The organism is Pasteurella sp. P03HT (assembly GCF_054052285.1).
In genome coordinates this window covers 136,501-151,159 of sequence record NZ_JBSIUM010000006.1, presented here as the reverse complement: position 1 = coordinate 151,159, position 14,659 = coordinate 136,501, and the positions used below count along the sequence as shown (strand labels likewise).

Here is a 14,659-nt window from a genome sequence, read left to right as displayed (position 1 = left end):
CTCAAAGATTAAACAGAAAACGGATATTTAATTGGTTCGTGGCACTGGTAACCCGTGACCTTGAAATCATCCATCGTAACCCAAGTTTCTAAGTCTTCTAATGTTTTAATATCTGGGTTAATTTCCAGTTGTGGCAGAGGAAAAGGATCGCGTTTTAACTGCACATTTTTCATTAAATCAAGCTGATCTTCATAAATATGTGCGTTAATAATTTTATGATAAGCCTGACCAGGTTTCTTGCCAGTTATCTGTGCCATCAGGGCCAAGAACGTAAATACTTGAATTTGGTTAAAATTGAGTCCAAGCGGTACATCACAAGAACGTTGATAACTGGTGAGATACAGTGTATCACCTAATAACGAGAACGTGTGGGTGTGCATACAAGGACGTAAGCAACCAAGATCAAATTCCCCTGGATTGAAAAACGTCATGATCTCGCCGCGGTCATCAATGCCTTTACTCAAATTATTCACGATTTTGCGTAGCTGATCGATCGTTTCCCCGTTAGGTTTACGCCAAGCTCGCCCTTGTACGCCATAAACTCGTCCCATATCGTCAGGTCCTTTACGGTGTGGATTATTTAGCCAAGCTTCATTTTCATTAGCGTTCGCATCCCACGTTTTCGTGCCAAGTTTTCGGAAGTCCGCTGCATTATCATAGCCGCGAATATAACCAAGAAACTCTGCAATTGCAGCTTTCCAATAGCTTTTTCGAGTTGTGATCAATGGAAATTGGTTGTTAGCAACATCGTAAGTGAGGTCTGCATCAATCACGGTTAAACAACGTTTTCCTGTACGGGCATTTTCTACCCATACTCCTTCATCAACGATACGTTGGCAGAGCGCGAGATATGTTTTCATAACGTTTCCTCTTTTTTTGCTGCATGGTTGTAAGCTATAGCAATAATCATTGCTCCAATGATAATCATCGGCATCGATAAAATTTGCCCCATTGAAATGTGTTGACCAAAGTAGAGACCAAGCTGAGGATCGGGTTCACGAAAGAATTCGACAATGAAGCGGAATGCTCCATATAAAACAAGGAATAATCCCGCTACAGAGCCTGTTGGGCGTGATTTTTGAATAAACCAGTTTAAGATAAAAAATAATACAAGCCCTTCTAAGAAAGACTCATAGAGTTGGGAAGGATGGCGTGGTAAATAACCGCCAGAAGGAAATAATACTGCCCAAGGGACATCCGTGACACGTCCCCACAGTTCGTCATTAATAAAGTTGCCAATTCTTCCCATTCCCAGACCAAAAGGAATTAACGGGGCGACAAAATCAGCCGTTGCCCAAAAGTGACGTTTTTGGTTTTTCGCGGTTAAAATCATCGCTAAAATTACCCCGATTAAGCCACCGTGGAATGACATCCCCCCTTCCCACATTCTAAATAAATACATTGGATCTTCTAGGAAATAATCGAATTGGTAGAAAAACACATAGCCAATTCGTCCGCCTAGAAATACCCCCATAAAGCCGTTAAATAACAAACTGTCTACTTGTTCTGTTGTCCAATTGCTATTTGGGCGGCGGGCTCGACGTACAGCTAACCATCGTGCAAAAATAAAGCCAATAAGATACATTAAACCGTACCAGCGTAAGCCAATTGGACCCATTTCAAAAATGACGGGATCAAATTGTGGAAAAGAGAAATAATTTGATTGCATATAATTCCTTTATTTAAAAATCATGTTTATCGCTAAAATCAGTAGCATGATTGCAAATGCCTTTTTTAAGATTGGAACAGGTAGAATAGAAGTGACAGTCGCCCCAATTTTTGATGTGAAAATAGAGGTGAGTGTAATCCCTAATAATGCAGGTAAATAGACATAGCCAACAAAATAGTCAGGTAGACCTTCAGCTCCCCAACCTGCAATAATAAAACTGAACATACCCGCTAGTGCGAGTAAACTACCGCAAACTGCCGAGGAACCAATTGCTTTTTTCATTTCAATCCCGCGTGAGTTTAAGAATGGCACAATAAAGCCACCCCCACCAATCCCAGCAGCACTAGATGCCATGCCAATAAAAATACCAGCAATCACTGTAGATGCTTTGGTTAATGTTTTTGTCACAGGTTTGGGTTTGACAGAAAGAAACATTTTTATAGATAAGTAAACAACAAGGCAGGCAAAGAGTTTGGCTGAAATGTCTTTTGGTAAGTAGCTGATAAAAAATCCAGAAATAAATGTGGTTACCATAATCACTGGGGCAAGGATCTTAACTACATCCCAGACGACGTTACCAAGCTTATGGTGTCGTTGTGCCGAGGAAAAACTGGTAATAATAATCGTCGCGAAAGAGGTACCCAATGCACAAGCCATTAACATTGAGTCAGGCACGCCAATATATTTCGGCATCAAGTACACGAGCACAGGAACAATAATTAAACCACCACCAATACCAAATAGGCCAGCTAAAAAGCCTGCGAATGCACCAACTGCAAGGCATATGAGAAAAAAGGTGAGCATAATCAACCCCTATATTTATGATGTTGTCGCTTTGAATATTTTGATGAAAATGAGGATTTTTTTGTTGAGTGTGTAGGTTTGGTCTCAACTTCTGTATTTTTTGTTAACGTAGTATTTTCTTTATTTTGCTCAAAGAGTACCGTTGCAAATTCTTTCATTGCTTTACGATAGACTTCTTTTTTAAAGGAGACAACTTGACGGACAGGATACCAGAAGCTTACCCAACGCCACCCGTCAAATTCAGGGGATTTACTGGATTGCATATTGATGTTTTTTTCATCTGATACAAGTTGCAGTAAAAACCAACGTTGTTTCTGACCAATACAGATTGGCTTGGTATCATAGCGTAATAAACGTTTAGGTAGTTTATAGCGTAACCAATGCTTTGATACATATAAAATTTTCACATCTTTTGGTGATAAACCGACTTCCTCAAATAATTCTCGATACATGGCTTGCTCAGCGCTTTCATTATCATTAATGCCGCCTTGAGGAAATTGCCAAGAATTTTGTCCGTACCTTTTTGCCCAGAGTACTTGACCGTTGTTATTGCAAATCACGATCCCCACATTTGGACGGTAGCCATCGAAGTCGATCACTCGCGTTTCACCTTAAAAATTTTGATTGTCTTTATTGTAAATAATCTATCGATTGTTTCATATAATTGCGATTTTCTCAACTGGTAATCAAGGTTAGTACCGCTTTTCTTTCACATGTTATGTGAAATTCAGCGCTTTTTGAGAAGCTTGGCGTTATATCATTTTTTTATATGTGGATAATTTTGTTGATAACCTATCAATAACCGCGAGATAAATAAAATCATGGTCTGAAAAAAACGATATAGAACGGCGACTTAGGATAGCAAACGATACGATCTTTCATTTTTTAACCAAGTTGACGCTTGACATATTGAGGAGGCTGATTTCACGGTAAAAGTCCTGCTGCGCCTTGCTACTTTTTATAAACAGATTTGTTTAGGATCAACTCACTTTCTTGTATTGATCAAGTTATTCACTTTTTCTGTGGATAAAATTGTGGCTGAATTGATGAATTGTATTTAATAACTCAAAAAGGTTGTTTTTTATACAGAGGAAAATTGGTAAATATCTTTATAAATCAAATGGATAAATAATATTTACCGTATTTTCGGACATTTTTTCTCATAGTATTATTATTGCTTGATTTTTAATCATGTTTTAAGTGCATCAGGTACTTGTCCCAGTGAAAGTACTGACCAGGATCGATTTTCCGACCAGGTGAGACATCGCAATGTCCAACAATACGTTCTGGAGTGATGCGTGGATAAGCAACCATAATCTGTTGTGTTAATTGAATTAATGCCTGATATTGTTTTTCTGTAAAAGGGTGTGCATTGCTACCTTCGAGTTCAATACCAATAGCAAAATCATTACATTTCTCTCGTCCTTGAAATTCAGATTGTCCCGCATGCCAAGCTCGATCATTAAAATTAACGTATTGTGTAATTTTGCCTTGGCGATCAATTAAGCAATGGGCAGACACACGCATTTGATAGATTTCGGCAAAATACGGGTGAGCATGCGGATCTAATTTTCCTTGAAAAAAATCATGAATTGCTTGTCCACCAAATTGTTCTGGCGGCAAACTAATATAATGAATAATTAACAAAGAAATATCTTGTGGATCAGGGCGTTGATCAAAATGTGGAGATAGGATTTTTTCTACACCATTTAACCAGCCTGATTGAATTGTGTTTTGTAATTTTTTCATTATAAATACTCGTTTTGCGATCAAGATCGGAAAAAAGTGCGGTTACTTTTTTTCTCTTTTCCTTTTTCTGACAAACTGTCCTTGCTAACTCTGTCATAAGCCATTTTTTAGCTCTTTCCATCTGGTAAGGTGCTATGTTGGTTCTTTTTTCAATTAAAGGTGATGTGATGAAAAACCATATTATTTTGTCAGTACAAAAAGGATTTACATTAATTGAGTTAATGATTGTCGTTGCAATCGTTGCTATTTTAGCGACTATCGCGATTCCTTCCTATCAGAATTATACAAAAAAAGCCGCAATCTCCGAATTATTACAAGCTGCAGCCCCTTATCGAGCAGAAGTTGAATTGTGTATTTATAATACGGGGAAAAAGGAGGGGTGTGCTTCTGGTAATAATGGTATTAGGGCTGAAATTAAAAAGGAGGCTAAATATTTATCAACATTGACTGTGAATAATGGAACTATACAAGTATCTGGAAAAGATTTATTAGCTGGTATCAGTTATACATTGATGCCAAATGAAGATATCTCTCAAGGAATTACTTGGAAAGCAACGTGTAATGGGAATACGGAGTGGTTTCCTGCGGGATTTTGTTCATGATGTCAGCTCGTATCTCAATTACAACACAAGAGGGGGACGTCATAACGGTTTGCCCTCAATTATGGCAAAAAAATCAACAAAAACAGCATATTTTATTACGTTATTTTGCCGTACCATTGAAAGAGGATGAGAAAACACTTTGGTTAGGCGTGGATTCGCTAGCAAATGTTTCGGCGTGTGAATTATTTGCTTTTTTAAGTAGTAAATTTGTAGAACCTGTTTTATTGGATGTCGATGAACTTAAAACGGCTTTACAGCGTCTTGTGCCATCATTATTACAAATAGAAGATATGACACAGGTGTCCTACCACAGTCCTACAGTGGAGGAAGACATTTCGTTAGATGACCCGATTATCCAATTACTGAATCAAATTTTTGAAAGTGCACGCCAGAAAAATGCGTCAGATATTCACATCGAGCCACAATCTCATGTATTACAATTGCGCTTTCGGATTGATGGTGTATTACAAGTTCAGCCTCATCTTGCGCTTTCGTTATCAAGTCGCTTGTTGTCTCGCCTTAAATTACTTGCCAAGCTTGATATCAGTGAAACACGTTTACCACAAGACGGACGTTTCCAATTTAAAACGCCGTTTTCTGATGTGTTAGATTTCCGCCTTGCTACCTTAGCGACGCATTGGGGAGAGAAAGCGGTATTACGTTTACAACAAAACCAACCTATTCATGCCGATTTCACTACTTTAGGGATGACTTCACATCAGCATCAGTATTTTGAAAGTATTTTGACGCAACCACAGGGGCTCATTTTAGTGACGGGTCCTACGGGAAGTGGAAAAAGCATTTCACTTTATACTGCACTGAATTGGCTAAATAAAACGGATAAACATATTCTAACGGCAGAAGATCCGATTGAAATAGAGCTAGAGGGCATTATTCAAACACAAGTTAATTCATCGATTGGATTAGATTTTTGTCGGCTATTACGTGCTTTTTTACGTCAAGACCCTGACATTATTATGCTGGGTGAAATTCGTGATGAAGAAACGGCTGCAATTGCTTTACGCGCTGCGCAAACAGGGCATTTAGTGCTGTCCACTTTGCATACCAATGATGCGCAATCTGCGCTGTCTCGCTTACAGCAATTAGGTGTGCAGCCACATGAAATTGAACACAGTTTATTACTGGTAGTTGCACAACGGTTAGTAAGACAGCTTTGTAGCAAGTGTGGAGGAAAGACAACGATAGGATGTGAATGTTACCAAGGTTATTCAGGTAGAATCGGTGTCTATCAGTTTTTACAAAAAGATGCAGTTGGTCAGTTTACCCTTGACTATTCGACCCTGTATGAGAGTGCTATGGAAAAAGTGCGCTTAGGTATGACCAACGAACAAGAAGTACGGCGTGTTTTGGGGGACGTATGCCTAAATTAAAATTGTTTCGCTGGCATGGTTTAAATCGATTAAATCAGAAGCAAAAAGGCATGATTATTGCAGAAAATAGGGATTTAGCTCGGCAGAGATTGTTTCAGCGTGGTTTTCGTGAACTCACTTTACAACGAAATTGGGTGCTTTGGAGGAAGGCTAATCATGTTGAGCTGTGTGATTTTTGGATCCAGCTTTCTTTACTTTTACATGCTGCGGTTCCACTAAAAGAAAGTTTACAAATTCTTCAACAACGTTGCATGAATCTTACGTTATACCAATGGTTAATCAGTTTATTAGCGGGGCTGGAATCTGGGCTATCTTTTCCTGAAGCGTTAGAGCACTCTCCATATGGTGTCACAAAGCAAGAAAAACAGATGATCGCGATGAGTCAACTGACAGGAACCCTGGCACAAACGTGTAAGCAAATTGCTCAACAACGCCAAAAAACACTTGCTTTACAACGTAAAGTACAAAAGATATTGCTTTATCCTATGTTAGTACTCAGTATTTCAGTACTTTTAACGGTTTTGTTATTACTGTTTATTGTGCCCCAGTTCGCTGAAATTTATGGCACACAACCTTTACCGCTATTTACTTCCATATTATTTGTGTTATCGGATGGGTTACATCAATACGGATTACAAATAATGTTGATATCTGGGTTAGTGATGTTATTGATACGTTTACAGTTGACGCGTTCTTCATGGCTGCGTCAGAAAAAAGTCTCTTTTATTTCTTCTTTACCTTTACTGAGTCACGTTGTTCAACTACATCGTTTAGTGTATTTCACTCGTCATGTTTCTTTGATGTTGAATGCGGGGATTCCTTTAGAACAAGCACTACATTGTTTTTTACCAAATCGAAAAAGCTGGCAGGTAAAACAGAATGAAGACGCCGATCCTGTGTTAGCGGCCGAAGTGCGTTTTATTTTAAGCCAAATCAAAGCGGGTTATGCTTTCTCTGATTCTGTGAGCGGTGTCTTGTTTACTGACTCAGCACAACAAATGTTACAAGTGGCGGAAAAAAGCGGAAAATTACCGATGGTATTACACTATGTTGCGGATAATGCTCAACAGCAATTAGAACATCAACTTGATTTATTGGCGCAATTGTTAGAACCCCTATTAATGTTAAGCATTGGCGGACTCATTGGGATGATTATATTGGGAATGTATTTACCCCTCTTTAACATGAGCACGGTTATCCAATGATTTTATTACTATTTGGGCTAGTTGGAGGAGGAGTGGGATTAGCCGTTCGATATTACTTATCTCATTTTATTCTCTGGGTAGAGGAAGATGTACATCAAGCCTATCAATACATGTTTCATGGAAATGTGCCTTCCTTTCAGCAATCTGTTTCTCGTTTTAGTCCATTAACATGTGAGCATATTTTTATTTTTTGTTTCGGTTTTTCTACTCTATTTATTGGGTGTTATATACTGCTCCCGTCGCCTGACGAGGCACTGTTAATCGCGAGTTATATCACAATCTTAATTTGTATTTCCATCATTGATTGGGTTTATCAGTTAATTTCAGTGCAACTCTGTTTATTGTTAACAGTATTAGGCATGGCAGCAGCCTATTGGGAAATCAGTCCGTTAACACTTTCTCAGAGCATACATAGCGGGCTTATTGGTTTCGGTAGCTTTTATATTGTTTATCATTTAGCAAAATGGGGATACAAAAAAGAAGCGTTAGGGAGAGGCGATTATTGGTTAATGTTAGGGTTAAGTAGCATGTTGCATTGGTCTTTACTCCCTCTTTTCGTGTTACTCGCTTGTTTGTGTGCCATCAGTTATGCGGTCTGGCTTAAATTTAATCATAAAATGTGTTTATCTCTCCCTTTTGCGCCTTTTCTGTGTATTGCCGCATTGCTTGTTATATTGCTTAATTGGTATGCGGGAAGTATGATGATCTCAGTGTGATATGAGTTGAAGGAAAAGCGATGACCTATATTGTAGGATTAACGGGTGGAATAGGAAGTGGCAAAAGTACGGTTGCTGATTTATTTGCTGAGCAAGGTGTACCAGTCATTGATGCAGACACAGTAGCAAGACAAGTCGTTGAAAAAGGATCACCGTTACTTATGAAAATAGTAGATCATTTTGGCGAACATGTTCTGCTTGAAAACGGTGAGTTGAATCGTAGTGCATTACGTGAATATATTTTTCAGCATCCAAAAGAAAAAACATGGCTTAATGCCTTGCTCCATCCAGCTATTCGTCAAGAAATGTTAGCGCAGCTTTATGCGCAATCATCCCCTTATGTACTTTGGGTTGTACCGTTATTAATTGAAAATGATTTGGTTTCGTTATGCCAAAGGGTATTAGTTGTTGATGTGATGCCTGAAACACAAATTAAACGTGCGACTTTACGTGATAAGAGTCAAGCTGAGTTAATTCAACAGATCATGGCGGCACAAGTGGATCGTATGACGAGATTGCGTTATGCGGATGACGTCATTAATAATGATGGAGATTTGGCGCAAACCTTGAGTGGATTAAAGCAAAAAGTGTTAGAATTACATCAACACTATTTAGCCTTAGCAAAAGCACACAAAGCAGAGTGAGAAATGTATGTCAGAAGTATTTGATGTTCCATGCCCAATTTGTCAAAAAAAAGTAGAATGGTCAGAGAAGAGTCCTTATCGTCCGTTCTGTAGTAAACGTTGTCAATTAATTGATTTAGGGGAATGGGCTGCGGAAGAAAAAACGATTCCTTGTGAGACGGCAGATTTTGCGATGAATGAGGAAAGCGAGGATTGGAGAACACATTAATGCACATTCAACATCAGCAAAATCAAACACATGGTGAATTTTTCTTACAAGATGAGTCAGGAAATAAAGTGGCAGAGTTGACGTATTTTTTTGTTGATGAAAAGACAATTAACGCCAATCATACTTATGTTTCAGAATCGTTACGTGGTCAAGGTGTTGCAGATAAACTTTATCAGGCATTAGTCAGTTTTGTTCGCGATAATCAACTCAGGTTGATTCCAACTTGTAGCTATATTGTCAGAAAATGGCAGCGGGATAATCGTTCATGATGTTTTAAGGGAAGGTAGTCTCTGCCTTGTCATTTTATTTTTCCTTCCAAACACGTATTGCCACTTCTTGTTTTTTGCATTTTATCTGCTAAAATTTAGCACACTTTTTTTGAAAATTTCAACAAAAGTAAGTTCGGATGAAGGTAGCTGGAGAGTAGGGAATCGACCCTACGCCGACGAGGTAAAATCTTTCAGGCGCTGATACTAAGCAGGGACTGTTACTGGACGAACCCTTGGAGAGAGCTGTGATATTACAACGATATGAACAGCCGCCGAAGGCGCAAAAAGAATGGATGACTATCCATTTTTCAAACGCTCAGGCAAAAGGACAGGGGCAAGAAGACAAAGTCGGTTTGATGTTTTACACACCTCTTTTGTGTGTCTTTCTATTTTAACTCTTCCGCAAAATGCTTTTGCCTCCTTGTAATTCGTTATTTTTTACGAGGATCTTTTCATGTCATTAGAATCATTTTTATCATCACTCAACAGTTTTGTTTGGGGACCGCCCTTATTGATTTTACTTTCAGGAACAGGGCTTTATTTAACATTTCGTCTAGGTTTTATTCAATTTAGATATTTGCCACGAGCATTGTCTTATTTGTTTAAAAAAGAAAAAGGAACAGGTAAAAAAGGTGATGTTTCTTCTTTCGCTGCGCTTTGTACGGCATTAGCGGCAACGATTGGTACAGGAAATATTGTCGGGGTTGCAACGGCAGTACAAGCAGGAGGTCCTGGCGCTGTTTTTTGGATGTGGTTAGTCGCTTTACTTGGGATGGCGACAAAATATGCTGAATGCCTACTCGCAGTTAAATATCGTGTACGGGATAAACAAGGATTTATGGCGGGTGGTCCAATGTATTATATTGAGCGTGGACTTGGTGTGAAGTGGTTAGCCAAACTATTTGCATTATTTGGTATTTTAGTCGCGTTCTTCGGCATTGGTACATTCCCACAAGTCAATGCAATTACACACGCGATGCAGGATACATTTAGTGTGCCTATTCCTCTGACGGCATCCGTGATTACGGGATTAGTCGCATTAATTATTTTAGGCGGAGTACGACGTATTGCGATTGTTTCTTCCTATATTGTGCCATTTATGGCACTGTTGTATGTTGCGACATCCTTAGTGATTTTGTTACTGAACTGGCAACATGTCCCACAAGCGATTGCGTTGATCGTTCATAGTGCATTTAACCCGACAGCTGCCTTAGGGGGGACATTGGGCTATACCGTAATGAAAGCAATTCAATCTGGTGTTGCGAGGGGGATTTTCTCCAATGAATCTGGTTTGGGGAGTGCTCCTATTGCCGCAGCAGCAGCTCAAACGAAAGAACCTGTCCGCCAAGGGCTGATTTCTATGACAGGAACATTCTTAGATACCATTATTGTTTGTTCAATGACAGGAATCGTTTTAGTGTTAACAGGCGCTTGGCAGTCGACTGATATGGCTGGTGCAGCGCTAACGAATTATGCTTTTTCTGAAGGGTTAGGATCGAATTTAGGTGGTACAATCGTGACTGTTGGTCTGCTCTTTTTTGCGTTTACGACCATTTTAGGTTGGTGCTATTATGGCGAACGTTGCTTTGTTTATCTTGTTGGAACACGAGGCATAAAATTTTATCGTTTTGTTTTTATTGTGTTAGTGGGGTGTGGTGCATTTATTCATTTAGATTTAATCTGGATTCTGGCAGATATTGTAAATGGATTAATGGCATTTCCAAATTTAGTCGCACTAATTGGTTTACGTCATGTGATCGTGAGTGAAACAAAAGATTACTTTGAACGTTTAAAACTCAATAAAGTGGATGCAGATGAATTGGCTTAATTTATAATTGATTGAAATTTAAGCGAAAATAATGAGGGGGTGCCGATATGCTATCCCCTCAATCATAACAACTTTCCTCTAATAATCCAGTATTAAATCATCATTTTTCTACTTAGATCATACTTTTCATTTTTTCCCAAAAAATTCTGTAAAAAGACTTGAAAACTTAGAGCAAGGGGACTATGTTGTAACTAAGGATTATTAATAACAAGGGACATTAGGTCCCCTTTTCAACAGAGAGGTAAATGCTATGACTCTAAATATCACAAGCAAACAAATGGAAATCACCCCTGCAATCCGTGCTCACGTCGAAGATAGACTTGCTAAATTAGGAAAATGGCAAACTCAGTTAATTAATCCCCATTTTATTTTAAACAAAATACCAAAAGGTTTCTCAGTAGAAGCATCAATGGGTACGCCACTTGGTGATTTGTTTGCAAAAGCAGAGTCAGAAGATATGTATAAAGCGATCAATGATGTGGAAGAAAAATTAGAACGACAGCTCAATAAATTACAACATAAAAGTGAGGCTCGTCGGGCAGATGAGCGATTAAAAGATTCATTTTAACGTGATCGGTTAAATTAAAAAACTGCATTGTGACGATGCAGTTTTTTTATGCGTGTTTTATCCTCTAGGGTGATAACGTTGGTGTAAATGTCTTAAACGTTCTTTGGCGACATGAGTATAGATTTGTGTGGTAGAAAGATCGCTATGCCCTAATAACATTTGTACGACACGTAAATCCGCTCCATGATTAACTAAATGGGTCGCAAAGGCATGACGCAACACATGCGGAGATAAGCTGTCTACATCAATTTCAGCCAAGATGGCATAATGCTTGATGCGGTGCCAAAATGTTTGTCGGGTCATTTTGACCGCTCTTTTGCTTGGAAAGACGATATCTGATGTTTGTCCATTGAGTAAAAAAGGTCTGCCGTAGCGGACAAATTGACGAATCCAATGTGTTGCCTCTTCACCAATCGGTACTATGCGTTCTTTGTTTCCTTTACCAATAACACGTACAACGCCCTGATTAATATCAATATTTTCAATTGTTAAAGACACCAGCTCGGTGACACGTAATCCCGTGGCATACAACAATTCCATCATGGCTTTATCGCGTAGTTCTAATGGGACATCGACATCAGGTGCATTCAGTAAATCGGTGACCTGTTGTTCTGTCAAATATTTGGGTAAACGCACAGGTAATTTAGGTGAACTTAAGATGGCGCTTGGATCATCATGCCGATATTTTTCACGATATAAATATTGGAATAATTTGCGTATAGCGCTGAGGAGACGAGCGGTACTGGTCGCTTTATAACCTTGTGTTAAACGTTCACCTAAAAAGGTTTGCAGATCAATAGTATCTAAAGTTAAGAGCGTTAATTCCTTCTTCTCTAACCAATGTAATAATGTCGTTAAATCTAAACGATAGGATTGCACTGTGTTATCGGATAGGTTTTTTTCTATCCAGACTTCATTGAGAAAAATATCAATTAACGCAAGATCTTTCATGCTTAGCACCGTTTAAGTAAGAATGCATCGATTTTTCGTGGGATGGCAAGTAATGACAACATAGCAAAACCCATCATCGCTAGGAAAGAGGCTGTTGGTGAGATTGGGTAGAGTACGCCAGAAAGTGCGGTTAACAATGCAACTGCACCACAGCCAGAGAGACCATTATAAAGTCCCTGTAATTTCGCAATATGAGAAATAGGTTGCGTAGTAAAATAGCGAATGATTGCATAGTGACTAACAGCATAGGTGAGACTATGTAATGTTTGAATGAGTGCCAATGACCACACATCTTCCGCGATACTTAATGCTCCCCAACGTATTACTGTGGCAATAGCAGATAAATAAAATAATGAACTGACTTTCCAAGTGCGGAAGAGTTTAGTGGAGAAAAAGAATAAGAGCATTTCTGCAATGACACTTAATCCCCACAGTAAACTGGTGGTTTGGACAGAAATACCTAAACTGGTCCAATATAACACGCTGTAAGCATAATATGCTGCATGTGAACCTTGAATGAGGGAGATCGCAATCAGTAAACGTAATGTGGTTTTATTTTTTAATAAGCCAGCAAAGCTAACTTGACTGGCAATATTGCTCTGTTGATCTTCTGGTAAGGGGGTTGGGGTGGTCATTTGTATTGTGGCATAACACACTAAAAGAGCGGTTAGAATCCACACAATACTGCCATCTCCTAATGCACCAATGAGGTAACCAAAAACGACGACACCAATAACGAATGCGAGCGAACCAATCAACCGTGCCTTTCCATAGTCGAGCTGGATTTGTTGTTGCCAGACACTTGCGAGTGTATCACTGAGAGGCATACCTGCAGCATTGACCATTGAAAAGAGCGCAATGGCAATAAACAGTAACCAGAAGCTTTCTGCAACAAAGCTGATACAAAATGCAATAACACAGCTTATCCACGCTAAATAGCGTAGCGCATAAATCAATTGAGAGGCTTTTTTGACTAAACTGGAGAAAAAGATACCGCCCATAAAACGAAATACATAAGAACTGGCAATGACTAAACCGATCAATTCTTCACCATAAGACTGTGATTTTAACCAAACGGGGAAAAACGGTACAAAAACGCCATAAGCACAAAAATATCCGAAAAAGCTGAATGCAAGCCAATTAAATGCTGAACTAGTCATTAAAATAATTTTTCCATTTGTTGAGAACGTGCGACACAAGCCTCCATCGCTTGTTGCACAGTTTTTGATAAGTCGTGTTGAGTAAAAATATCCAACGCTGCAGCAGTAGTACCGCCTTTTGATGTCACATTTTCACGTAATGTCGTGAGAGACAAATCAGGATTGTCTGCGACCATTTTTGCGGCTCCTAGCGCAGATTGTTGTACTAATAATCTTGCTGTATGGGGATCCAAATTCATCTTGATTAAAGTGCGTTGCATGGCTTCCATAAAGAAGAAAAAATAGGCAGGACTGCTGCCAGATCCCGCCGTGATGCTGTGCATAGCGGCTTCATCTGTCACCCAACAGGTTTTTCCTACCGCACTTAATAAATCTTGAGCAAATTGTTTGAGCGGAATGGGCACATTGGCGGGAGCAAATAAACCAGACATCCCTTCTGATACGAGGGCTGGTGTATTCGGCATGACACGCACAATATGGCGAGCAGTCGGGAGTAAGGTATGTAAACGAGCGATGGCAATACCCGCCGCAATGGAAATGACGAGCTTGTGGTTGAAATCGATTGCCTGAAAGGACTGGCAAACCTCAGCCATCACTTGTGGTTTCACCGCGAGTAAGATTACCTCCGCATGTTGAACTGCGGATTGAATTTGCGCTGGCGTATTCTCAAAAGCGCGGATACCTTTTTCGAGGAATAAGGCGCGTTTTTCTGGGTTGGGGTCACAGACAGTGATCTGTTCAGTTGGGTAATGTTGCTTGAGTAGGCCGAAAATAATCGCTTGTGCCATATTTCCGCCACCAATAAAGCAAATAGATTTAGTTTGCATATTTTATCTCGAAGTACGTTACAATATGAGAAATTTTGTCGCGAATGCGACATTGTAATGGATCTATT

The 14,659-nt window shown here is 39.3% G+C and carries 17 protein-coding genes and 1 riboswitch; of the genes, 9 read left to right on the top strand and 8 right to left on the bottom strand.

Annotation, left to right across the window (positions count from 1 at the left end; genetic code table 11):
• Positions 1-8: 8 nt before the first annotated feature.
• The 5 genes from ACWIT3_RS06795 to ampD all read right to left on the bottom strand — a co-directional run bounded on the left by ACWIT3_RS06795 (position 9) and on the right by ampD (position 4,222).
• Positions 9-860, bottom strand: a complete 852-nt coding sequence (locus ACWIT3_RS06795; protein WP_457161995.1) for a thymidylate synthase — start codon at positions 858-860, stop codon at positions 9-11.
• Positions 857-1,669 carry a prolipoprotein diacylglyceryl transferase gene (gene lgt / locus ACWIT3_RS06790; RefSeq protein ID WP_457161994.1) on the bottom strand — a complete coding sequence of 271 codons (813 nt, stop codon included), beginning with the start codon at positions 1,667-1,669 and terminating at the stop codon, positions 857-859. The genes ACWIT3_RS06795 and lgt overlap by 4 nt, the downstream gene beginning before the upstream one ends.
• Positions 1,670-1,678: 9 nt before the next feature.
• The gene (locus tag ACWIT3_RS06785) at positions 1,679-2,473 is read right to left on the bottom strand and encodes a sulfite exporter TauE/SafE family protein (protein ID WP_457161993.1); all 795 of its coding nucleotides are present in this window, start codon (positions 2,471-2,473) and stop codon (positions 1,679-1,681) included.
• Between the two features lie 2 nt (positions 2,474-2,475).
• The gene (gene rppH, locus ACWIT3_RS06780; protein WP_457161992.1) at positions 2,476-3,072 is read right to left on the bottom strand and encodes an RNA pyrophosphohydrolase; all 597 of its coding nucleotides are present in this window, start codon (positions 3,070-3,072) and stop codon (positions 2,476-2,478) included.
• Positions 3,073-3,658: 586 nt separating this feature from the next.
• Complete coding sequence (gene ampD, locus ACWIT3_RS06775; RefSeq protein WP_457161991.1) at positions 3,659-4,222, bottom strand: 1,6-anhydro-N-acetylmuramyl-L-alanine amidase AmpD; 564 nt, start codon at positions 4,220-4,222, stop codon at positions 3,659-3,661.
• A gap of 167 nt (positions 4,223-4,389) precedes the next feature.
• Between ampD and ppdD the strand changes: the two genes are divergently transcribed.
• The 9 genes from ppdD to raiA all read left to right on the top strand — a co-directional run bounded on the left by ppdD (position 4,390) and on the right by raiA (position 11,653).
• Positions 4,390-4,824, top strand: a complete 435-nt coding sequence (gene ppdD / locus ACWIT3_RS06770) for a prepilin peptidase-dependent pilin (protein WP_457161990.1) — start codon at positions 4,390-4,392, stop codon at positions 4,822-4,824.
• Complete coding sequence (locus ACWIT3_RS06765; protein ID WP_457161989.1) at positions 4,821-6,215, top strand: GspE/PulE family protein; 1,395 nt, start codon at positions 4,821-4,823, stop codon at positions 6,213-6,215. The genes ppdD and ACWIT3_RS06765 overlap by 4 nt, the downstream gene beginning before the upstream one ends.
• The gene (locus ACWIT3_RS06760) at positions 6,203-7,420 is read left to right on the top strand and encodes a type II secretion system F family protein (RefSeq protein WP_457161988.1); all 1,218 of its coding nucleotides are present in this window, start codon (positions 6,203-6,205) and stop codon (positions 7,418-7,420) included. The genes ACWIT3_RS06765 and ACWIT3_RS06760 overlap by 13 nt, the downstream gene beginning before the upstream one ends.
• Positions 7,417-8,136, top strand: a complete 720-nt coding sequence (locus tag ACWIT3_RS06755) for a prepilin peptidase (protein WP_457161987.1) — start codon at positions 7,417-7,419, stop codon at positions 8,134-8,136. The genes ACWIT3_RS06760 and ACWIT3_RS06755 overlap by 4 nt, the downstream gene beginning before the upstream one ends.
• A 20-nt stretch (positions 8,137-8,156) precedes the next feature.
• On the top strand, positions 8,157-8,780 hold the full coding sequence (gene coaE / locus ACWIT3_RS06750; protein ID WP_457161986.1) for a dephospho-CoA kinase: 624 nt from the start codon (positions 8,157-8,159) through the stop codon (positions 8,778-8,780).
• A gap of 7 nt (positions 8,781-8,787) precedes the next feature.
• Complete coding sequence (yacG, locus tag ACWIT3_RS06745) at positions 8,788-8,988, top strand: DNA gyrase inhibitor YacG (protein ID WP_046338888.1); 201 nt, start codon at positions 8,788-8,790, stop codon at positions 8,986-8,988.
• A complete protein-coding gene (locus tag ACWIT3_RS06740) occupies positions 8,988-9,257 on the top strand; it encodes a GNAT family N-acetyltransferase (RefSeq protein WP_046338887.1) in 270 nt (89 codons plus the stop codon). The genes yacG and ACWIT3_RS06740 overlap by 1 nt, the downstream gene beginning before the upstream one ends.
• A 223-nt stretch (positions 9,258-9,480) precedes the next feature.
• Positions 9,481-9,599: riboswitch (glycine riboswitch) on the top strand.
• A 112-nt stretch (positions 9,600-9,711) separates the two neighbouring features.
• Positions 9,712-11,085 (top strand): alanine/glycine:cation symporter family protein, encoded by a 1,374-nt coding sequence (locus tag ACWIT3_RS06735; protein WP_457161985.1) that lies wholly within the window; start codon positions 9,712-9,714, stop codon positions 11,083-11,085.
• 250 nt (positions 11,086-11,335) lie between these two features.
• Entirely contained in the window at positions 11,336-11,653 is a 318-nt protein-coding gene (gene raiA, locus ACWIT3_RS06730; RefSeq protein ID WP_046338885.1) for a ribosome-associated translation inhibitor RaiA, read from the top strand.
• Positions 11,654-11,710: 57 nt separating this feature from the next.
• On the opposite strand, the gene xerD is transcribed toward raiA, so the two are convergent.
• Genes xerD through proC form a run of 3 tightly spaced genes read right to left on the bottom strand, consistent with a single transcriptional unit; the run spans position 11,711 to position 14,591 of the window.
• The gene (xerD, locus tag ACWIT3_RS06725; protein ID WP_457161984.1) at positions 11,711-12,604 is read right to left on the bottom strand and encodes a site-specific tyrosine recombinase XerD; all 894 of its coding nucleotides are present in this window, start codon (positions 12,602-12,604) and stop codon (positions 11,711-11,713) included.
• A gap of 2 nt (positions 12,605-12,606) precedes the next feature.
• Positions 12,607-13,764: a 3-phenylpropionate MFS transporter gene (locus ACWIT3_RS06720; protein WP_457161983.1), complete on the bottom strand. Its 1,158-nt coding sequence runs from the start codon at positions 13,762-13,764 to the stop codon at positions 12,607-12,609.
• Positions 13,764-14,591, bottom strand: a complete 828-nt coding sequence (proC, locus tag ACWIT3_RS06715; RefSeq protein WP_457161982.1) for a pyrroline-5-carboxylate reductase — start codon at positions 14,589-14,591, stop codon at positions 13,764-13,766. The genes ACWIT3_RS06720 and proC overlap by 1 nt, the downstream gene beginning before the upstream one ends.
• Positions 14,592-14,659 lie beyond the last annotated feature (68 nt).